21 protein-coding genes and 1 tRNA gene are annotated in these 20,565 nt (G+C 70.9%); 16 read left to right on the forward strand and 6 right to left on the reverse strand.

Features of this window, described 5'->3' with window-relative positions; genetic code table 11:
* Positions 1–35: 35 nt before the first annotated feature.
* Positions 36–1,268, reverse strand: coding sequence for a DUF3662 and FHA domain-containing protein (locus tag FCN18_RS01925; RefSeq protein WP_112265938.1), 1,233 nt, complete (start codon positions 1,266–1,268; stop codon positions 36–38).
* Between the two features lie 125 nt (positions 1,269–1,393).
* On the opposite strand from FCN18_RS01925, the gene FCN18_RS01930 reads away from it, so the two are divergent.
* The 10 genes from FCN18_RS01930 to FCN18_RS01975 all read left to right on the forward strand — a co-directional run bounded on the left by FCN18_RS01930 (position 1,394) and on the right by FCN18_RS01975 (position 11,164).
* Positions 1,394–1,476: transfer RNA gene (locus tag FCN18_RS01930), tRNA-Leu, on the forward strand.
* 146 nt (positions 1,477–1,622) lie between these two features.
* The gene (locus FCN18_RS01935; RefSeq protein WP_407675764.1) at positions 1,623–2,675 is read left to right on the forward strand and encodes a trans-sulfuration enzyme family protein; all 1,053 of its coding nucleotides are present in this window, start codon (positions 1,623–1,625) and stop codon (positions 2,673–2,675) included.
* A gap of 136 nt (positions 2,676–2,811) precedes the next feature.
* Positions 2,812–4,014: a thioester domain-containing protein gene (locus FCN18_RS01940; RefSeq protein WP_137092944.1), complete on the forward strand. Its 1,203-nt coding sequence runs from the start codon at positions 2,812–2,814 to the stop codon at positions 4,012–4,014.
* A 142-nt stretch (positions 4,015–4,156) separates the two neighbouring features.
* Entirely contained in the window at positions 4,157–5,644 is a 1,488-nt protein-coding gene (locus tag FCN18_RS01945) for an ABC transporter substrate-binding protein (RefSeq protein ID WP_137092945.1), read from the forward strand.
* Between the two features lie 59 nt (positions 5,645–5,703).
* Complete coding sequence (locus tag FCN18_RS01950) at positions 5,704–6,636, forward strand: ABC transporter permease (protein WP_137093325.1); 933 nt, start codon at positions 5,704–5,706, stop codon at positions 6,634–6,636.
* Positions 6,637–7,452, forward strand: coding sequence for an ABC transporter permease (locus FCN18_RS01955; protein WP_112265944.1), 816 nt, complete (start codon positions 6,637–6,639; stop codon positions 7,450–7,452).
* Positions 7,449–8,210: an ATP-binding cassette domain-containing protein gene (locus FCN18_RS01960; RefSeq protein ID WP_137092947.1), complete on the forward strand. Its 762-nt coding sequence runs from the start codon at positions 7,449–7,451 to the stop codon at positions 8,208–8,210. Before FCN18_RS01955 ends, FCN18_RS01960 begins: the two co-directional genes overlap by 4 nt.
* Positions 8,201–8,998 carry an ABC transporter ATP-binding protein gene (locus FCN18_RS01965; RefSeq protein WP_369973593.1) on the forward strand — a complete coding sequence of 266 codons (798 nt, stop codon included), beginning with the start codon at positions 8,201–8,203 and terminating at the stop codon, positions 8,996–8,998. The genes FCN18_RS01960 and FCN18_RS01965 overlap by 10 nt, the downstream gene beginning before the upstream one ends.
* Complete coding sequence (locus FCN18_RS01970) at positions 8,999–9,772, forward strand: SDR family NAD(P)-dependent oxidoreductase (RefSeq protein WP_112265949.1); 774 nt, start codon at positions 8,999–9,001, stop codon at positions 9,770–9,772.
* 9 nt (positions 9,773–9,781) lie between these two features.
* Entirely contained in the window at positions 9,782–11,164 is a 1,383-nt protein-coding gene (locus tag FCN18_RS01975; RefSeq protein ID WP_137092949.1) for an amidase, read from the forward strand.
* Here the strand turns inward: FCN18_RS01975 and FCN18_RS01980 are convergent.
* From FCN18_RS01980 to FCN18_RS01995, 3 genes are all read right to left on the reverse strand, one after another.
* Positions 11,132–12,133, reverse strand: coding sequence for an LLM class flavin-dependent oxidoreductase (locus FCN18_RS01980; protein ID WP_228713573.1), 1,002 nt, complete (start codon positions 12,131–12,133; stop codon positions 11,132–11,134). The genes FCN18_RS01975 and FCN18_RS01980 overlap by 33 nt on opposite strands.
* Before the next feature lie 439 nt (positions 12,134–12,572).
* Positions 12,573–13,433, reverse strand: coding sequence for an HpcH/HpaI aldolase/citrate lyase family protein (locus tag FCN18_RS01990; protein ID WP_170200495.1), 861 nt, complete (start codon positions 13,431–13,433; stop codon positions 12,573–12,575).
* Positions 13,430–14,500, reverse strand: coding sequence for an HpcH/HpaI aldolase/citrate lyase family protein (locus tag FCN18_RS01995; RefSeq protein WP_112266751.1), 1,071 nt, complete (start codon positions 14,498–14,500; stop codon positions 13,430–13,432). The genes FCN18_RS01990 and FCN18_RS01995 overlap by 4 nt, the downstream gene beginning before the upstream one ends.
* Positions 14,501–14,813: 313 nt before the next feature.
* Between FCN18_RS01995 and FCN18_RS02000 the strand changes: the two genes are divergently transcribed.
* From FCN18_RS02000 to FCN18_RS02020, 5 genes are read left to right on the forward strand one after another with little or no spacing between them, the layout of a single operon-like run.
* A complete protein-coding gene (locus FCN18_RS02000) occupies positions 14,814–15,455 on the forward strand; it encodes a hypothetical protein (protein ID WP_112265956.1) in 642 nt (213 codons plus the stop codon).
* Between the two features lie 19 nt (positions 15,456–15,474).
* Positions 15,475–16,137, forward strand: a complete 663-nt coding sequence (locus FCN18_RS02005) for an NAD(P)H-binding protein (protein WP_112265958.1) — start codon at positions 15,475–15,477, stop codon at positions 16,135–16,137.
* Between the two features lie 40 nt (positions 16,138–16,177).
* Positions 16,178–16,549: a YbaB/EbfC family nucleoid-associated protein gene (locus tag FCN18_RS02010; RefSeq protein ID WP_112265960.1), complete on the forward strand. Its 372-nt coding sequence runs from the start codon at positions 16,178–16,180 to the stop codon at positions 16,547–16,549.
* Complete coding sequence (locus FCN18_RS02015; RefSeq protein WP_137092951.1) at positions 16,542–16,835, forward strand: hypothetical protein; 294 nt, start codon at positions 16,542–16,544, stop codon at positions 16,833–16,835. The genes FCN18_RS02010 and FCN18_RS02015 overlap by 8 nt, the downstream gene beginning before the upstream one ends.
* Positions 16,829–17,149, forward strand: a complete 321-nt coding sequence (locus FCN18_RS02020) for a hypothetical protein (RefSeq protein WP_112265964.1) — start codon at positions 16,829–16,831, stop codon at positions 17,147–17,149. The genes FCN18_RS02015 and FCN18_RS02020 overlap by 7 nt, the downstream gene beginning before the upstream one ends.
* Here the strand turns inward: FCN18_RS02020 and FCN18_RS02025 are convergent.
* Positions 17,116–18,423, reverse strand: a complete 1,308-nt coding sequence (locus FCN18_RS02025; protein WP_137092953.1) for a D-arabinono-1,4-lactone oxidase — start codon at positions 18,421–18,423, stop codon at positions 17,116–17,118. The genes FCN18_RS02020 and FCN18_RS02025 overlap by 34 nt on opposite strands.
* A gap of 85 nt (positions 18,424–18,508) precedes the next feature.
* On the opposite strand from FCN18_RS02025, the gene FCN18_RS02030 reads away from it, so the two are divergent.
* Positions 18,509–19,696, forward strand: a complete 1,188-nt coding sequence (locus tag FCN18_RS02030) for an amino acid deaminase/aldolase (protein ID WP_112265968.1) — start codon at positions 18,509–18,511, stop codon at positions 19,694–19,696.
* A gap of 41 nt (positions 19,697–19,737) precedes the next feature.
* On the opposite strand, the gene FCN18_RS02035 is transcribed toward FCN18_RS02030, so the two are convergent.
* The gene (locus FCN18_RS02035; RefSeq protein WP_112265970.1) at positions 19,738–20,376 is read right to left on the reverse strand and encodes a TetR/AcrR family transcriptional regulator; all 639 of its coding nucleotides are present in this window, start codon (positions 20,374–20,376) and stop codon (positions 19,738–19,740) included.
* Positions 20,377–20,565: the final 189 nt, after the last annotated feature.

The raw sequence follows: 20,565 nt of genomic DNA on the forward strand, positions 1-20,565 counted from the left end.
CTCGCGGGCCATGCGGGATGGCCGAAAAGCCCGAACTAGCCCTGCGTCCGGAACACCAGGGACGAGTGGCCGACCCTGATGACGTCACCGTCGGCGAGCTGCCAGGTCTGCACGGGGGTGCCGTTCACCGTGGTGCCGTTGGTGGAACCGATGTCGGCGAGCGTGGCGCTCTGGCCGTCCCAGGTGATCTCCAGGTGCCGGCGCGAGACGCCGGTGTCCGGGAGCCGGAAGTCGGCGTCCTGGCCGCGGCCGACCACGTTGCCGCCCTGCTTGAGGGAGTACGTCCGGTTGGAACCGTCGTCGAGCTGGAGGCTCGCGGCGAGCTGGCGGTTGCCGCCGGGCATCCCGGGCTGGCCGTAGCCCTGCTGCGCGTAAGGGTCGGGCGGCGGGGCCTGCGCGGGGTAGCCACCGGGCGGGCTCGGCGGAGCCGCGTAGCCCTGGTCGTACCCGCCGGGCTGGCCGTAGCCCTGGTCGTAGCCGGGCGCCGGGGGCTGCTGGCCGTAGCCCTGGTCGTACCCACCGGGCTGCCCATAGCCCTGGTCGTAGCCGCCGGGCTGGCCGTAGCCCTGGTCGTAGCCGGGCGCCGGGGGCTGCTGGCCGTAGCCCTGGTCGTACCCACCGGGCTGCCCATAGCCCTGGTCGTAGCCGCCAGGCTGACCGTAACCCTGGTCATAGCCTCCCGGCTGCCCGTAGCCCTGGTCGTAACCGCCGGGCTGCTGGCCGTAGCCCTGGTCGTAGCCGCCAGGCTGTCCCTGTCCGTAGCCGTACTGGCCCTGCTGGCCGTACGGGTCACCCTGGTCGTATTGGCCGTAGCCGCCGGGCTGGCTCATTGGTCGGTCTCCTGCGTCGCTGGTTCGTGCTGGCCGTGCTTGACCCCCGGCGCCAGGTGCTTTGACGTCGGGATCGACGGTCGAGCGGGTCTTGAACTGTCCAGTATGCAGCGCCTCGTTGCGCTCTAGCGAAACTACGACGTCACCATAGGTGTCCCAGCCGTGCTCGGCGAGGTGCTGTGCGACAGCGTCCGCGAGCAGCCGGGTGACCCGTTGCTCGTCGCCTGCCATCCGGTCGTGATCAGCGGCACCCAAGGAAACGATGTAGTGATTCGGAGCGAGCTTGCGCCCACCCGCGAGCTCACGGACGTTTTCCTCACTCTCACGCTCCAGATCCTGCGCCACTTCCTGCGTGACGACGTTGCCACCGAACATCCGCGCGAAGGTGTTGCCCACGAGGCTCTCGAGGCGCCGATCGAAGCGCTGTACGCGGCCCACCGGGACAACCCCCCTTCCACGTGTACCTCCGGATAGATCGTATCTGGGTTTGGAGCGTTAAACACCGGGGCCGGTGAAACCCGCTCGGACGGCCTGATACGCTGTGCGGGCTGTCGCAGTTGCTCGGGCGAGTGGCGGAATGGCAGACGCGCACGGTTCAGGTCCGTGTGTCCGAAAGGACGTGAGGGTTCAACTCCCTCCTCGCCCACCGACCTCGGCCGACGTGTGCTCGCGGATGACGCTCGCCACGTCGGCCGGTTTCGTATCCGGGGCCGAGCCCCAGGCCCCCCACGGTGCGAGCTCCTCCTGACCCGGCGTGGTTTCGTTGGGTGGAGACCAGCGTGTGTCGGGAGTGTGGTTGTCGTGGGTTCTGATTGGTCTGTTCGGACTTTGGCGATCGTGGCCGGGCGGCCCGAGGGGGTTGGGCAGCCTGCCAATGTGCCCATCGTGCCCGCCTCCGCGCTCGGTCTTGGGTATTCGCGGGAGGACGGCACTCCTACTTGGGTGGCCCTCGAGGAGGCCGTCGGGCGGTTGGAGGGGGGCCACGCCACCGCGTTCGCCTCGGGCATCGCGACCGTCTCCGCGGTCCTCGATCTCCTACCGGCCGGTGCCGAGGTGGCCGTGCCGAGTGACAGCTACGTCGGCACGCGCGCGATGTTCGACCACGCCGAGCGGATGGGCAGGCTCCGTTGCCGCCGGGTCACGCCTGCCGACACCGGTGCCTGGGTAGCCGCCGCCGGCGAGGCCGACCTGCTCTGGCTGGAGTCGCCGACCAACCCGAGCCTCGAACTGATCGACATCCCGGCGATCACGGCCGCGGCGGCGGGGCGGGCGAAGGTCGTGGTGGACAACACGTTCGCGACACCGCTCGGTCAGCAACCGCTCTCGCTCGGGGCCGACATCGTCGTGCACAGCGCCACGAAACTGATCGGCGGGCACTCCGATCTCCTGCTCGGGCTGACGGTGGCGGCCGAAGAAGAGCTCGCCGCCCAGCTGCGCGACGCACGGACGCGCGGGGGCGCGACGCCCGGTGCGCTCGAGGCGTGGCTCGCGCTGCGCGGCTTGCGCACGCTCGGGGTCCGCTATGCCGAGGCGTCGCGGTCCGCCGCGCTGCTCGCCGAGCGGCTCGGCAAGCACGCCGCCGTCACGCGCGTCCGCTACCCCGGTTCCGGCGCGATGATCTCCTTCGAGCTCGCTGGTCCAGACCTCGCCGACCGGTTGTGCGAACACCTGCGGCTGATCCGCCACGCGACGAGCCTCGGCGGCGTCGAGTCGTCTCTGGAGCGCAGGGCCGCGAGGCCCGGTGACGCACACGTGCCCTCGGGTGCGCTGCGATTCAGCGTCGGCCTCGAGGACCCCGAGGACCTGTGGCTGGATTTGGCTCAGGCACTGGATTCTCTTGGTTGAAATTGGAACAGACCACGATAGTGTGGGCTGGTTCACGCCAATTTCATACTCTGTGTAAGCTCCGCCCTCACTGGGAAGTGTGATCTTCACTCGTACTGGGGAAGCTCCCTCATTTTGCTGTGGGGTTAGGAGACTCATGCACAAGAGATCTGCCTTCACTCGGGCAGGCGCGGCCCTTGCCGGCGCCTCCGCCGCGGTGATGCTGAGCGCGCCGCCCGCGGCGGCCGACGACGTGACCGCTTGGCTCCACGAGCCGGCGCACACGAGCGGATACGCGGTCAACATCGGTGGCGGCACCGTCGGCACCACGCTGTTCGGCCTGAAGGTCGACGACGGCAGCCTCCTCAAGGTCTACTGCGTCGAGATCGACGTGAAGATCGACCCGAGCCGGTCGCTGTCGGAGAAGCCGTGGGACGAGTTCCCCAACGGCGAGTCGCCGTTCCACGAGAACCGCGACAAGCTCAACTGGGTGCTGCAGAACAGCTACCCCGCACTGCCGACAGGGGACATCGAGAATGCGCTCGCCGAGCGCGGCGTCGAGTTCGACAACGGCCTGAGCAAGCGCGAGGCGATCACCGCGACGCAGGCCGCCGTCTGGCACTACAGCGACGGCAAGGACCTCGACCTCGAGAACCCGCTGAAGTCGGACGACGAGGGTGCCGAGCACGACGTGGCCGCCCTCTACGAGTACCTGACCGGTGAGGCGAACGTGGGCATCGGCGACCAGCCGACGCCGACGCTCGACATCACGCCGGACGTGTCGACGGGTTCGGCGGGCGAGCGGCTCGGCCCGTTCACCGTCTCCACCACCGGTGAGATCACCGAGGTGAACAGCGAGCTACCCGAGGGCGTCACGCTGACCGACGCCGAGGGCAACGAACTCGCCGCCGGCGCCATCGCCGATGGCACCGAGTTCTACGTCGACGTTCCCGCCGACGCCCCCGAAGGCGCCGCGAACATCGAGCTGAAGGGCACCGCCCAGGTGGCCACCGGCCGGCTCTTCGTCGCCAAGAACTACGACAAGAAGGCCGCGCAGTCGCTGATCGTCGCGCAGGCCGACAAGTCGACGCTCACGACCGGTGCGAGCGCCAACTGGATCGCCGGCACGCCGGAGACCAGCACCACGACGCCGCCGGCCGAGACCACCACCGAGGCTCCGCCGACCAGCTCCGAGGTTGCCGCCCCGCCGACCACCGAGGCACCCGTCTCGCCGCAGGCCGACTCGGGTGACCTCGCCGAGACCGGTGTCTCGATCACGACCCCGATCATCATCGGAGCCGTGCTGATCGGCGCCGGCGTCGGCGCGCTGCTGCTCCAGCACCGCCGCAAGAACGCGTAGTTCCACCTTTCCCCAAGGCCACCTTTGTTGCGCCCACCCGTCTCCCGCCACCACCCGAACGGAGACGATGACGCGCCACTGCGTTGGTTTCAACGCACCAAAGGTGGCCTTGGGTGCTTTTAGGGGGCCTATGCTGGGCCGGATGAGAGCGCGTTGGCTGGCGGTGGCGGTCGCGGGGGCGCTCGTGCTCTCCGGGTGCTCAGCAGGCTCCACCGCCACCGTCGGTGGTGACGACACGCTGGCCGTCGGCTTCACGGCCGAGCCGAAGAACTTCGACTTCACCACCACCGACGGCGCCGCCATCCCGCAGGCCCTGCTCTACAACGTCTACGAGGGCCTCGTGAAGCTCGACGCGAACGCGGAGATCGCGCCGCTGCTCGCCGAGTCGTGGACCATCAGCCCCGATCGCACCGTCTACGACTTCCACCTGCGCTCCGGGGTCACCTTCAGCAACGGGGCGCCGTTCACCGCCGACGACGTGAAGTTCTCCATCGACCGCGTCCGTACCGAGTGGACGATCTCTCTCAAGTCCACAATGGACGTCGTCGACCACGTCGAGGTGGTGAGCCCCACGCACGCGCGCGTGGTGCTGAAGGAGCCGAGCAACTCCTGGCTGTTCGCCATGACGACGCGGCTCGGCGCGATGTTCGACCCGAGCGGTGTCGGCGATCTCGCGAACCGGCCCGTCGGCACCGGGCCGTACGAGGTCACCGACCGGCGGCGCGGCGATTCTGTGGTGCTCTCGGCCAACCCTGACTACTGGGGCCGCCAACCCGCCTACCCCACCGTGGTGCTCAAGTACTACAGCGACGCCACCGCGCTCAACAACGCACTGCTGAGCAACGGCATCGACGTGATCTCCGGCGTCACCGCACCGGACTCGGTGCCGCAGTTCGAGGCCGACACCCGCTTCAACGTCCTGCAGGGCACCACCAACGGCGAGGTGGTGCTCGCCTTCAACAACCGGCGTGCGCCGCTCGACGACGTGCGCGTGCGCCGCGCGCTGACTCTCGCCATCGACCGCGAGGCACTGCTCGCCGCGGCCTGGGGCGGGCGGGGCACGCTCATCGGCAGCATGGTGCCGCCCACCGATCCCTGGTACGAGGACCTCTCGCACTCCTATCCCCACGACCCCGAGCGGGCGAGGCGGCTGCTGTCCGAGGCGGGACAACAGGATCTGCACCTGCGGCTGCGAATCGCGAACCTGCCGTACGCGATGTCGGCGGCGCAGGTGGTGGCCTCGGACCTCGGGCGGATCGGTGTGGACGTGACCATCGAGCCGCTCGACTTCCCCGCCGTCTGGTTGCAGCAGGTGTTCACCGACCACGACTACGACCTCTCGATCGTCCAGCACGTCGAACCCCGCGACATCACGACGTTCGGGGACCCCGGCTACTACTGGGGTTACGACAGTCCCCGGGTCAGGGAACTGCTGAGGCGAGCCGACACCGGCTCGCCCCGACAGCAGGTGGCGGACATGCGCGAGGTGGCGCGAACGCTCAGCGAGGACGCCGCCGCCGACTGGCTGTTCCTGTTCCCGAACATCGTGGTGGCGAAGAAGGAGGTCACCGGCCTGGTGCGCAACCAGGTCAGCGAGTCCTTCGACCTGACAGGGCTGGGGCGGGGATGAACAGCGGCGCGGAGCGCCTCCCCGGGGGGCGATGGCTGGGAGACGGGTGGGCGCCGGCGATCCTGCGCAGAATCGTCATCCTGCTGGTGAGTGTGTTCGTGGCCTCGATCGTCGTGTTCGCGTTCATGGCCGTGCTGCCGGGTGACCCCGCGCAGGTGGCGCTCGGGGTCAACGCGACGCCGGAGCTCGTGGAGCGGACGCGCGCGGAGTTCGGGCTCGACCGGCCGCTCATCACGCAGTACCTGGACTGGATGGGCGGCGTACTGACCGGCGACTTCGGCACCTCCTACGTGACGAGGGAGGCGATCGGGCCACAGCTCGTCGACCGGCTCGGCGTGACGTTGTGGCTCGTGGGCGCCGGCATGCTCGTCGCGCTCCTGATCGCGATGCCGCTGGGCACTATCGCCGCCGTGCGGCACCGCAGGCCGAGCGGCACGGCCGTGTCGGCACTGTCTCAGGTGGGCGTGGCGATCCCGGCGTTCCTGGCGGGCATCATCCTGGTGCAGATCTTCGCCGTGCGGCTCGGCTGGCTGCCCTCGGGCGGGTGGACGCCGCCGGTGCGGGATCCCGTGGAATGGCTGCGGGGGCTCATTCTCCCCGCCCTGTCGCTCGGGCTGGTCCAGGGCGCCGTGCTCACCCGCTACGTGCGCACGGCGGTACTCGACGTGCAGCGCGAGGACTACCTGCGCACCGCCCGCTCGAAGGGCCTGCGGCCGTACCCGGCGTTGGTACGGCACGGCCTGCGCAACGCCGCCGTGCCCGTGCTGACAGTGCTGGGCCTGCAGCTGGCGACGCTGCTGGTCGGCGCCGTCGTGATCGAGCGCGTGTTCGTGCTGCCCGGGCTCGGCAGCATGCTGCTCGACGCCGTCGCGGCGCGTGATCTGCTGACCGTGCAGGGCATCGTGCTCGTGCTCGTGGTCGCCGTGCTGTTCGTCAACTTCTGCGTCGACGTGCTCTACACGATGCTCGATCCCCGGCTGCGGAGGTCCTAGGTGACGCGGAACCTCAGCCTCCTCGCCGGCGTGGTGCTCGTCGGGCTCGTCGTGGGCACGGCGCTCGTCTCGTTCGTCTGGACGCCGCACGACCCGCTGCTCGTGGACGCAAGCGTGCGCCTGCTGGGCCCCACCGGCGACTTCGTGTTCGGCACGGACAAGCTCGGCCGTGACGTCGCGAGCCAGCTGATGGTCGGCGCGCGCACCACGCTCTACGTCGGCGTGGTGGCCGTCGGCATCGCCGCGCTCGTAGGGACCCCGCTCGGGATCCTCGCCGGGATGGGCGCTCGGTGGCTCGGCGAGCTCATCATGAGGGTCAACGACCTCGTGCTCGCGTTCCCCGCGCTGCTGCTCGCGATCATGCTCGGCGCCGTGTACGGGGCGAGCACGCTCACCGCGATGATCGCGATCGGCGTCGCCACCGTGCCGTCCTTCGCGCGCATCGCCCGCGCGGGCACGCTGCAGGTGATGAGCACGGAGTACGTGCTCGCCGCGCGGGCGGGTGGTCGCTCGCGGTGGTGGATCGCGCTGCGCCACGTGCTGCCGAACATCTCCGGGCTCGTGCTGGTGCAGTCGTCGGTGTCGTTCGCGATCGCGGTGCTGGCCGAGGCGGCGCTGTCGTTTCTCGGCTTCGGCACGGCGCCGCCGACGCCGTCGTGGGGCCGGATGCTGCAGGAGTCGCAGGAACTGCTGGCCGTGGATCCCAGGCTCGCGCTGGTCCCCGGCGCCGCGATCGCGCTCGCCGTGCTCGGCTTCAACCTGCTCGGCGACGGCCTGCGCGACCGTTTCGACCCGCGACTGGAGGTGCGCCGATGACCCTGCTTTCCGTGGAAGGGCTCGGCATCGCGGCGGGCGTGCTGCCGCTCGTCGAGGACGTTTCGTTCACCATCTCGCCCGGTGAGCGGGTGGGACTGATCGGTGCCTCCGGCTCCGGGAAGTCGCTCACCGCGTCGGCCGTCATGGGCCTGCTGCCGGAGGGACTCACGTCGGTGGGCTCGGTGCGCTTCGCCGATCGGGAGCTGCTCGGCGCGAGCGAACGCGAACTTTCCCGCCTGCGCGGCAAGGACATCGCGATGGTGTTCCAGGAGCCGATGAGCGCGCTCAACCCGTCGATGCGCGTGGGCAGGCAGGTGGCCGAGGCCATGCTGCTGCACGGCACGCGCGATCGCCGCGGTGCCAATGCCGCCGCCGTCGAGCTGCTGGAGCGCGTGCGCCTGCCCGAGCCGGAGCGGATCGCGCGGGCCTACCCACACCAGCTCTCCGGCGGGCAGCGGCAACGGGTGGTGCTCGCCATCGCGCTGGCCAACGATCCCGCGCTGCTCATCTGCGACGAGCCCACCACGGCACTCGACGTCACCGTGCAGGCGCGGGTGCTGGAGCTGATCAACGAGGGCGTGCGGGACCATGGCAGTGCGCTGCTGTTCATCACCCACGACCTCGCCGTCGTCGCCACGGTGTGCGAGCGGGTACTGGTGATGAACGAGGGGCGGATCGTGGAGTCCGGCTCCACTCGCGACGTGCTCAGCGCTCCGAAGCACGAGTACACCGCACGACTGCTGGAGGCATCGGCGTGATCTCCGTGACCGATCTGGAGCGCACCTACCGGCGGCCCCGTACGTCGCTGACCGGGCCACGGCCCGAGGTGCACGCGCTGCGCGGGGTGTCGTTCGACATCGAAAAGGGGCAGCGCTTCGGCATCGTCGGCGAGTCCGGATCCGGGAAGTCCACTCTGGTCAGACTCCTCGCGGCGCTGGACCGGCCGACGTCCGGCTCGATCTCCTTACAGGGCAGGAGGATCGACAACCTGCCGGAGCGCCGTCTGGGTTTCCTGCGTTCGCAGGTGCAGATCGTGTTCCAGGACCCCATGGGCTCGCTCGACCCGAGGATGCGCGTGCGCGACATCATCAGCGAGCCGCTGGGCAGGCAGCCGGGGCGGCGCGAGCGCGTGCGCGAACTGCTCGACGCCGTCGGCCTTCCCGCCGACTCCGGCGAGCGGTACCCGCACCAGTTCTCCGGCGGACAGCGGCAGCGGATCTCCCTGGCCCGCGCACTCGCGCCGAGGCCGAGCATCCTGCTCGCCGACGAGGCCGTGAGCGCGCTGGACGTGCTGGTGCGCAAGCAGATCCTCGACCTCATCGCCGAACTGGTGGAACGCTACGAGCTGACGCTCGTCTTCGTCTCCCATGACCTCGGCGTGGTGCGGCGCGTGTGCGACACCGTGGCCGTGATGCGCGCTGGCGAGATCGTGGAGCTCGGCGCCGTCGACGAGGTCTACGACGACCCGCGGCACCCCTACACCCGTGAGCTCATCGCGGCCGCGCCGAACCTAGCGGCCGCGCTCGCCGGACTCGAGGAGGAGTGAATGGACTACGCGAAACTGTTCCGGTTGGACGGTCGCGACGCGGTCGTCCTCGGTGGGGGAAGCGGCATCGGCAGGGAGGCGGCGCGGGCGCTCGCCGCGCAGGGCGCGAGCGTCACCTGCGCCGACCGTGACCTCGACGCGGCGAAGGAGACCGCCGGGCTGGCCGGTGACTCCGCGAGGGCGTACGAGCTCGACCTGCTCGACACGGCCGCTGTCGAACGTGCGGCGGCGGAGCTGGGTGAGCCCGACGTCGTCGTGCTCACCGCGGCCACCAACGTGCGCAAGCGGCTGCTCGACTACAGCCGCGAGGAGTTCGACCGCGTTCTCTCGCTCAACCTCGGCGCGACGTTCGACGTGTTGCGGGCGTTCGGCGCCGGGATGGTCGAGCGCGGGCGGGGCAGCATCGTCGTGTTCTCCTCGATCCGCAGCATCACCGTCGAACCGGGGCAGAGCGCCTACGCGGCGACCAAGGCCGGGATCGTGCAGCTCATCCGTACCGCGGCGGCGGAGTACGGGCCTTCGGGCGTGCGCGTGAACGCGGTGGCTCCCGGGGTGGTCGAGACCCCGCTGACCGAGCCGATCAAGGCCGACCCCGACTGGTACCGGGCGTACGCGGAGAAGAGCGCGCTCGGCCGCTGGGCCGACGCGGGAGAGCTGGCCGGCGCCGTGGTGTACCTGGCCTCCGACGCGGCGAGCTTCGTCACCGGCTCGGTGCTGCTCGTCGACGGCGGCTGGACGGCGGTGGACGGACGGTATGTGCCGCCGGGGGCGTAGGAAGGTGTCATGGCAGAGCTGACGTCGCTCGCCGCGACCGAGCTGGTGGCCGAGTACCGAGCGGGGACGCTGTCACCGGTCGAGGTCACCGAGGCGGTCCTGGCGAGGATCGACGCGCAGGAGGACACCCTGCGCGCGCTCTACGCCTACGATCCGGACGCCGCGCGCGCCTCGGCTCGCGCGGCCGAGCGGCGCTGGCACGCCGGTGAGCCGCTGGGCGCGATCGATGGCGTTCCGTTGACGCTCAAGGAGAACATCGCCACGCGCGGCACGCCGGTACCGCTGGGCACCGCGGCGACGGAGCTGACGCCCGCCCCCGAAGACGCTCCCGCCGCCGCGCGCGTACGCGAGTGCGGCGGCGTGCTGCTGGCGAAGACGACCATGCCCGACTACGGGATGCTCACCTCAGGGCTCTCCAGTTTCCACCCGGCCACGCGCAACCCGTGGGACCACGCGCGCACGCCGGGCGGCTCCAGCGCGGGTGCCGCCGCCGCGGCCGCGGCTGGGTACGGACCACTGCACGTCGGCACCGACATCGGCGGGTCGATCCGGCTGCCCGCGGCATGGTGTGGGCTGGCCGGGTTCAAGCCGAGCTTCGGCCGCGTGCCCGTGTTCCCGCCGTATCTCGGGCGCGTGGCGGGCCCCATGACCCGCACGGTCGCCGACGCGGCGCTGTTCATGGAGGTCCTCTCGCGTCCGGACTCGCGTGATCACCTGTGCCTGCCGCCGGAGGAGATCCCGTGGCACGAGCTCGCGCTGGACCCGGCCGGGCTGCGCATCGGGGTGCAGCTCGACGCCGGGGTGGGCCTCGCCGTCGAGCCGGACGTGCGCGCCGCCGTGGAGGAGGCCGCGCGGCTGTTCGAGGCGGCCGGTGCGCACGTCGAGCCGGTGGAACCGTTCCTCACCAGGCAGATGCTCGACGGGCTCGACCGGTTCTGGCGCACCCGGTTCGTCGTGGACGCCGAGGAGCTGCCCGCCCCGCGACGGGAACGGATCCTGCCCTACATCGCGGAGTGGGTGGCCGGTGGCGAAGGGCTTTCCGGCGCGGACGTCTACCGCGGGTTCGCGCAGATGGAGGCCATCACCGTGGCCGCCCTGCGGGCGAGCGAGCCCTTCGACGTGGTGCTGTCGCCGACGTGCCCGGTGTCGGCGCCGCCGTTCGATTGGGCCTCGCCGACCAACGACCCGGCGCGGCCGTTCGAGCACATCGGATTCACCGTGCCGTACAACATGTCCGGCCAGCCCGCGGTGTCGGTCAACTGCGGGTACACGCGGGAGGACCAGCCGATCGGCCTGCAGCTCTCCGGGCGCCGCTTCGACGACCTCGGCGTGCTGCGCGCGGCCGCCGCCTTCGAACGGCTACGCCCCGCGCAACGCGCCTGGCCCGACTAGTTCGGCCAGGCGGGCGTAGGAGTCGAGCATCTCGGCGCGGTCGAAGGTGCTCAGGGTGATCAGCAGCTCGTCGGCGCCTGTCCGCTCGACGAGGTCGGCCAGCTCGGCTCCCACCTGCCCGGCCGTGCCGTGGATCTGCCCGCGCAGCGACTGCTCCAGCAGCTTCGCCTCGCGCGCGGTGGGCGTGGGCAGCTCGGCGGCCGACCGCAGCGGCGGGAACACCCCGCGCGTGCGGGCGTGGACCATCGACCACGCCTCGGGCAGCAGCAACCGCCTGGCCTGCTCGGTGGTGTCGGCGACCGCGACGGCACTCGACACGACCACGTACGGGCATGGCCACAGTTCGGACGGGCGGAACCGCTCGCGGTAGGCGGCGATCCGCTTGGCGACGGCGTCCATGCCCGCGACGGGTGCGATCACGAGCGCGAGCCCGAGGTCGGCGGCGAGGTCGGCACCGGCGCCGGTGGCGAGCACGAACGCGGGCACCCGGAGCCCCTCCGCGGGGTAGGCGTGCACGCCGGGGTGTTCCTGCTGGTCGCCGGTGAAGTAGCCGAGCAGCTCCCGCACCTGCTCGCCGAAGCGGTCCGCGTCGTCCTTGCCGTGGCCGAGCGCGCCGCGCACGCCGCCCGTGAAGCCGACCGAGCGCCCGAGGCCCATGTCGATCCGGCCGGGGTGGAGCGCTTCGAGGGTGCCGAACTGCTCGGCGACCACGATCGGCTGGTGGTTGGGCAGCATCACCCCGCCCGTACCGACCCTGATGCGCGAGGTGGCCGCCGCGATCGCGGAGGCGAGCACGGTGGGCGCGGACCCGGCGACGCCGGGCACGCTGTGGTGCTCGGACACCCAGAACCGGTGGTAGCCCAGTTCCTCGGCCTGTTGCGCGAAGCGGACCGTTTCGCGCACGGCCGCCGAGGTGTCCTGGCCCGTGCGCGTGCTGGAACGGTCGAGGACGGACAGCGGAACCGGCAACGTCTGCACACGAGGTGCAACGCCGTGCCCAGCGCCCCGAATTCCGCGAGTCCCCCGCTCCGGTGCGCGAGTTCCCCGCTCCGGTCCACGATTTCTGCATTCGTGGTGTTCGGAAAGGGGAACTCGCGGGCAGGAAGGGGGGACTCGCGGGCAGGAAAGGGGAACTCGCGGGCAGGAAAGGGGAACTCGCAGGCAGGAAGGGGGGACTCGCGGGCAGGAAAGGGGAACTCGCGGGCCGGAAGGGGGGACCCGCGACGAGGGCCGGGTCGTCGGTCAGCGACGCGACCAGCAGCGGGCCCGCGGCGAGCGCGATGCCGTCGGCGATGTTCGTGAAGGCGTTGGCCGTCCACAGTTTCGCGAAGTCCGCCCCCAGCGGCGTCCGTTGTCCGCTCCGCACCCACTCACGACAGCGCAAGCGCCCACGCGGGGCAACGGATTTTCAGCCGAGCGCCCCGATCGCCTCCGCAAGACCCAGCACGCGCTTGGCGTTGTCGACGTGCAGGTTCTCGATCATCCGCCCGTCGACGGTCACCACTCCGCGACCGGCCTTCCTGGCTTCCTCGAACGCGTCGATGATCTTGCGTGCCTGCGCGATCTCTTCCTCGGAGGGCGCGAAAACCCGGTTGCAGGGCTCGATCTGGCCGGGGTGGATGAGGGTCTTGCCGTCGAAGCCGAACCGCCTGCCCTGCAGGCACTCCACCTCGAAGCCCTCGAGGTCCTTCACGTCGTTGTAGACGCCGTCGAGGATCACCTTGCCCGTCGCACGAGCCGCCAGCAGGCACAGCGAGAGCCCGCCGAGCAGCGGTGCGCGGCCCGGGACGAACTCGGCGTGCAGCTCCTTGGCGAGGTCGTTGGTGCCCATGACGAGCACGGTGAGCCGCTCGCTGGCCGAGGCGATGTCCTCGGCGTGCAGCATCGCGGTCGGGGTCTCGACCATCGCCCAGATCTTCGTGTCGTCAGGCGCCCCGCCGAGCTCCAGCGCGCGCTCGATGTTGTGCACGTCGCGAGCGGAGTTCACCTTCGGCACCACCACGGCCGCGGGACCGGCCTGCGCCGCCGCTCGCAGGTCCGCGTCGTGCCATTCGGTCTCCAGCCCGTTGACGCGGATGGTCACCTCGCGCGAGCCGTACTCGCCGGAGGCCGCCGCCGCGCACACGCGCTCGCGCGCGGCCTCCTTGGCGTCGGGGGCGACGGCGTCCTCCAGGTCGAGGATGAGCGCGTCGGCCGGCAGCGTCTTCGCCTTCTCCAGCGCCCGTTCGTTCGCGCCGGGCATGTAGAGAACGGAACGGCGCGGTTTCACGCGAGTGCCTCCTTCGTAGCCGCGTCGTAGGCCTCGGCCAGCTCGGGGTCGCTCGCCGCCAGCGCGTCCGCCAGCTCGGCGACCACCCTGCACTGCTTCACCGACGCGTCGTCCTGCATCTTCCCGTCGATCATCACCGCACCGGTGCCGTCGCCCATCGCGGCGATCACCTTGCGGGCCCACGCAACGTCCTCGGGCGCGGGGGAGAACACCTTCTTGGCGATGTCGATCTGCACCGGGTGCAGGCTCCACGCGCCGACGCAGCCGAGCAGGAACGCGTTGCGGAACTGGTCCTCGCAGGCCACGACGTCGCGGATGTCGCCGAACGGCCCGTAGTACGGCAGGATCCCGTGCATGACGCACGCGTCGACCATGCGCGCCACGGTGTAGTGCCACAGGTCCTGCTGGTAGGTGGTGCGGCCCTCGGTGAGGTCGTCGCCGACGGGGTCGGTGCGCACGAGGTAGCCGGGGTGCCCACCGCCGACGCGGGTGGTCTTCATGCGCCTGCTGGCGGCGAGGTCGGCGGGACCCAGTGAGATGCCCTGCATACGCGGGCTCGCGCCGGCGATCTCCTCCACGTTGGCGACGCCGCTCGCGGTCTCCAGGATGGCGTGCACCAGCAGCGGTTTCTCGAGCCCGGCCCTTGCCTCCAGCTGCGCGAGCAGGCGGTCGACGTAGTGGATGTCCTGGGCGCCCTCCACCTTCGGCACCATGATGACGTCGAGCTTGTCGCCGATCTCGGTGACGAGCGTGATCAGGTCGTCGAGCACCCACGGTGAGTCGAGACTGTTGACGCGCGTCCAGAGCTGGGTGGAGCCGAAGTCGTTCTCCTTGGCGACCCGCACGAGCCCCTCGCGGGCGGCCTCCTTGCGATCGGCCTTCACGGCGTCCTCGAGGTTGCCGAGCAGCACGTCGACCTTCTTGGCGATGTCCGGCGCCTTGGCGGCCATCTTCTCGTTGCTCGGATCGAAGAAATGAATCATCCTCGACGGCAGGGCCGGGATCTGCCTGACCGGCTCCGGCGCACCCACGGCGAGCGGGGCGAAGAAGTCCTTCGGCGAGCGCATCGGGTCCTCCAGCACTGGCGGTCAATACCCGGCGACCCTATCCCGGCTGCCCGGCCCAGGGCTGCGGTACACGTCACCGCTCCACTCTGAGAAGCACCGCTCGGCCGCACGTCACCCATCCGGCGGCACTGCCGGACCGAAGTCCGATTACCGTCCACCGACCGATCACCGACCGTTCGGCGCCGCCGATCGCAGCTACTCGTCCTACCGGCAGACTGCGGCCCGTTTCCGCTGGTACTTAAGTTGGGGTGCTTCCCGCCAGGACGCACCGAGCACGCGTGAGTCGCAGAAACAGCAGAGGGAGGCGGACTTCGTGGCGGTAACACCTGGGCACACCGCGGTGACGAGCGGTTCGAACGGAACCAGGTCGGCTCCGAGCCGCATCGTCGCACCCATCGAGCTGCCTGCCTCCAGTGACGAGCTGGCCGCCGAGGCGGCGGCGCAGTTGGGCTGGGACGGCGTGCTGCTTCCCCGGCTGACGATGTTCGGCCGCAGGGTGTACGTGGTGGCCAGGCTCCGGCCGGAGGCGCATGCCGAGCGGATCGCGCTGGGCATCGGCCCGGTCACCGACAGGGCGAGCGTGTCGACGTGGACGTGGCCGGAGCTGGCCGCGAGCGCGCCGCCGCCCGCCGCGGAGATCGTCGGTGTGCTCGCCGTCGCCAGGCACTGGCGCACCGGCCTCGCCGCTACCGTTCCGTTCGCGCGCTACGGCGACGCGGCGATGGTGCTGCCGCACTCGGCGACGCTGAGCCACGACTACGTCGACAACTGCCTGCCGCGCGCCCGCGCCTACGGCCTCGCCGTGGTCACCGCCGACGAGAACGCGGCCGTCGGGCTCGACCTCTCCGGCCGCGGCGAGCGCATCACCCTCGGCGAGGACGCCGTGTCCCGCTGGGTCAACGAGGTCGTCTACGAGCAGCTGCTCGCGCTGGAGACCCCTGCCGACACGCACTGATCTCATTAGGCTCGGTGCCATGCGAGTCGTTATCGCCGGTGGACACGGACAGATCGCGCTGCGGCTGGAGAAGCTGCTCGCCGCGAACGGCGACACCGCCGTGGGCATCATCCGTAACGTCGACCACACCGCCGACCTACGGGACGTGAGCGCCGAACCCGCGGTGCTCGACCTCGAGACCGCCACGATCGAAGAGGTCGCCGCGGTGCTGGAAGGTGCCGACGCCGCGGTGTTCGCGGCCGGCGCCGGGCCGGGCAGCGGCACCGCGCGCAAGGAGACCGTCGACCGCGGCGCCGCCGTGCTGTTCGCCGACGCCGCCGAGCGCGCTGGCGTGAGACGGCTCGTGCAGGTCAGTTCCATGGGCGCCGCGGGGCCCATCGACGAGGCCGCCGTGGGCGAGGTGTTCGCTGCCTACCTGCGCGCGAAGGCCGCCGCCGAGGAGGACCTGCGCAAGCGAGAACTGGACTGGACGATCCTGCGGCCGGGCAGGCTCACCGACGATCCCGGTACGGGCCTCGTCCATCTCGCCGAGTCCGTGCCCAGGGCCGACGTGACGCGCGACGACGTCGCCGCGGTGATCGTCGAGCTGCTCACCGAGGACGGCACGTCGGCCTCCAACCGCCGGGTCCTGGAACTCACCGGTGGCAACACGCCGATCGAGGAAGCGGTCAGCCGGGTCTGACGCCGGTTTCGGTCGGACCCTCCCGGTAGGTTCTGCCTCCGTGGAATCGAGCACACCCGGGATCGACCGCGCCCGCACCCAGACCGGTGCGCTCCTGCGCCGGATCAACGCCGCGCGCGCCGAGCTGGCGACCGAGCGGTTCACCTACACCAGCCCCGACGGCCTGGTCCGCGCGACGGTCGACGGCAACGGAGCCCTGATGGGCATCACCCTCGCGGACGGCGCTTTGCGCACGGCCGGGCTCGGCTCCCAGCTCGTCACGGCGGTGAACACCGCCCGCAGGGCCGCGACGCTGGACAGCCGCGACCGCCTCGCCTCCGTGATCGGTGGCAAGCGGGCCGACGCGCTGATCGGCTCGTCGGAGTACGACAGCGGCCTCGACGGGGTGAGTAGTGAGGGCAGCGATGACTGAGCTGGACGAGGCCCGAAACCGAATGGCGCAGGCCGGAAAGCGCCGCGCCGAGGCCGACGCGAAGATCATCGGTGAGAAGATCGAGCACCGGCTGGGCGTCGTGCAGGTCGACATCTGCGGTTCCCTGCGAGCGATCGAGCTCGACCACCGGCTCCTGCCCGAACTGGCCGAGGAGCGCGTGGCGGAGCTGGTCACGGCCGCCGTCCATCGCGCGGAGCGCAAGGCCGGTGAGCTGCGGGAGATCGTGCTCGGTGCCGACCCGATGCGGGAGGAGGACGAGTGCTGAGTGCCGCGCGGGGTGTCCACACGGGAGTGTCGAGGGACGAGGCGGAGCGGGCCATCCTCGACATCGCTGCCAAAGTCGGGCTCGAGGGGCCCGTATCCGAAGTGTTCGGAGAACTGCGCACACTGTCCACACCAGACACAGCCGATGCCGCGCGGCGACTGGTGTGCGACGTCGCCGCGAGGCTCATCGAGGCGGTCGGAAAACTTGACCGGGCCGACTTCCTCTTCGCCGAGGTGGGCGCCGCGACGCGGATTCTCGCCGACTTCGCCGCGCAGGCCGCTCAGCTGAGCGGGCCGAGCACGCGGTCGAGGTAGGCGTTGCTGAACAGGCCGAACGGGTCCACTTCCCTGCGCACGGCCTGGAAATCGTCGAACCGCGGGTACCGCTCGCGCAGTGCGGCGGCGTCGAGGTCGTGCAGCTTGCCCCAGTGCGGACGGCCGCCCACCGCGCTCGCGATCTCTCCGAACGCCGCGAAGTACTCGCGGTAGGGCATGCCGACGTACTGGTGGATGGCGATGTAGGCGGAGTCGCGGCCGTAGGCGGTGGAGAGCCAGACGTCGTCGGCCGCCGCGACGCGCACCTCCACTGGCAACGCCACGGGATCCGCCAGCGTCGGCACCAGCGCGCGCAGCTCGCCGAGCACGTCGTGCACCGATTCCCTCGGCACGGCGAACTCCGACTCCACGAACCGCACCGAACGCTGGGTGACGAACACGCGGTGCGAGGCGTCGCTGTACTCCCGCCCGGACAGCGCCGCCGAGGAGAGCCGGCCCAGCGACGGCATGAGCCGGGGAACAGCTCGGCCCACGCGGCACAGCGTGCCGAGCGCCGCGTTCTCCATGATCGTGTAGTCGACGAACCGGCGAAGGTTCGAAAGCGGCTCGGGTCGAGCGCCCCGTTCGAGCCGGTTGTTGCGCTTGACCAGAGCGTTGCGGCCGTAGGGGAACCAGTAGAACTCGAAGTGGTCGTTGCTCTTGGCGAACTCGTGGAACCCGTCGAGAACCTGCTCCAGGGGCTCGGGACCCTCCTGCGCGCTCAGCACGAACGCCGGTTCACAGCGCAGGGTCACGGTGCTGAGCACGCCCAGCGCGCCGAGGCCGACCCTCGCGGCGGCGAAGAGGTTCGGCCTGCGTTCCGGCGAGCACGACACCACCGTGCCGTCGGCCAGCACGAGCTCCAGCGCCGCGACCTGTGTCGCGAGCCCGCCGAAGCGGGCCCCGGTGCCGTGGGTGCCGGTGGCGATCGCGCCCGCGATGGTCTGCGCGTCGATGTCACCCAGGTTGGTCATCGCGAGGCCGCGCGCGGCCAGCTCCGCGTTGAGTGTCCGCAGGGTGGTGCCCGAGCGCACGGTGACCAGGCCGGTCTCGGGGTCGGCCGAGACGATGCCCGTCCAGGCGCCGAGGTCGATCGCGTCGGAGTCGGTCGCGGCGATGTCGGTGAAGGAGTGGCCACTGCCGAGTGCGCGCACCTGCCGCCTTTCGACGGCGGCGTCGGTGACCACCTCCGCGAGCTCGGCGGTGCTCCGCGGCCGATGGACGCGGCGCGGATGCGCCACGGCCGTGCCCGCCCAGTTCGTCCACGTTGACAACGGCTGCCTCCACGATGGTCTGGGTTTGGCCACGATAAGTGAATACGATTCGCGTTACAAGGTTTCCTGGCGTAACGTACGCGCCGTGACCACGGGAAACGGCGCGCCGTACGACCTCGCTACGAAGGATCTCGACCCGCCGCTGGCAATCGTCGACCTCGAGGCGTTCGACGCCAACGCGGCCGACCTGGTGCGCCGCGCCTCGGGCCTCCCGGTGCGCGTGGCGAGCAAGTCCATCCGCTGCCGGTACCTCCTGGAGCGGGCGCTCGCACTGCCGGGCTTCGCAGGCGTGCTCAGCTACTCGCTGGCCGAGGCGCTCTGGCTCTTCCGCCAGGGCAGCAGCACCGACCTCGTGGTGGCCTACCCGACCGCCGACCACGGCGCGCTGCGGGAACTGGCCGAGGACGACGCCGCCCGAGCCGCGATCACGATCATGGTCGACGCCGACGAGCACCTCGACCTCGTCGAGGCGGCGCTCGGCAGGCACCACCCCGACATCAGGGTGGCCCTCGAGCTCGACGTGTCGTGGCGACCGCTGCCAGGCGTGCACATCGGCACGCGCCGCTCGCCGGTTTTCACCGCGCGACAGGCGGGTGAGCTCGCCCGCAGGATCGTGGACCGGCCGGGCTTCTCCCTCGTCGGGATGATGGCCTACGAGGGACAGATCGCCGGCGTTCCCGACGGAGCGCCCGGTCTGCGTGGCGGGCTGGTCCGCTGGATGCAGCGCCGCTCCGCCGCCGAGCTCGCCGGGCGCCGCGCGAAGGCGGTCGAGGCCGTGCGGGAGGTGGCGGACCTCGAGTTCGTCAACGGCGGCGGTACCGGCAGCCTCGAGACGACGAGCGCCGAGCGGTCGGTCACCGAGGTCACGGCGGGCTCCGGCCTGCTGGGGCCGGCGCTGTTCTCCGAGTACACGCGGTTCACGCCCCGGCCCGCCGCCCTGTTCGCGCTGCCCGTCGTGCGCAAACCTGCCCGCCGCATCGCGACCGTGTTCGCCGGGGGCTACGTCGCGTCGGGGCAGGCGGGCGTTTCGCGGTTGCCCTCGCCGTACCTGCCCGCCGGGTTGCGGCTGCTCGGCGTCGAGGGCGCGGGTGAGGTGCAGACGCCGGTCGCCGGTGCCGCCGCGGGTGACCTGCGCCTCGGTGACCGGGTGTGGTTCCGGCACGCGAAGTCGGGCGAGCTGGCGGAACATTTCACCCAGTACCACCTCGTGCGGGGTGACCGTGTCGAGCGCGCGACGCCGACGTACCGGGGGGAGGGTCGCGCCTTCGGCTGAGTTGTCCACAGCGTGTGGAAGCCTGTGGACAACTCGGTTCGTCATTCGCCGAACCGGCTCGCCAGATAGCCCTTGATCAGCGCTTTCGTCTCGGCGAGCACCTCGGGATCGCCCTGGGGATCGCTGCGGAAGGCGAAGTTCAGCAGTCCGTCGGCCGCCTCCACCGCGATCGAGATCGGGAGCGTCAGCTGCTCCGGATCCAGATCGACGTGCTTGCTGACGAGCGCCGCGAGCGAGTCGGTGATCACGCGGTTGTTGGTGCGCTGCTCGTCGAGCAGGCGCACGTCCACGACGTCGCCGAAATGCACCCTGGAGAAGCCCGGCACCTCGCGGTGCATCTGCAGGTAGATGTCGAGCAGCGAGTCGACGACGTCCCACCAGTGCTCGTGCTCGCCACCGCCCAGCCGCTCGCTGACCGCGGCGACGAACCGGTCGAGGTTGCGCTGGGTCAGCGCCTGCACGACCGCGCGTTTGTCGGGGAAGAACTGGTACAGCGAGCCCACGGCGACCCCGGCTCGCTTTGCGATGAGGGTGGTGGTGAGCGCCTCGTACCCGACCTCCTGGAGCAGCTCGGCGCTGGCGTCCAACATGCGTTCGACGCGTTTGGCGCTGCGCTGCTGGACGGGTTGCCGACGCAGGGGCGTCGTCTCGTTCGGCGTCACGGCCTGGTTCTCGGACACGTCGTGCTCCTCGCTGTGCAGGCCAGCGACTTTATCGTGCTGGTGACCTGCTTCACGGTCGAGTGAACACTACGCATCGGCTGAAGCCGGTGACATGGGAACCGCGGGCCGGTGCCGGTCGGGGGAGGGGGAGTGCAACGGCACCGGCCCGCGGAGTATCGGGGCCGCACTGTGGGCGGGGTTTCACAG

Source organism: Prauserella endophytica, assembly GCF_005146945.1.
GTDB lineage: Bacteria > Actinomycetota > Actinomycetes > Mycobacteriales > Pseudonocardiaceae > Prauserella_A > Prauserella_A endophytica.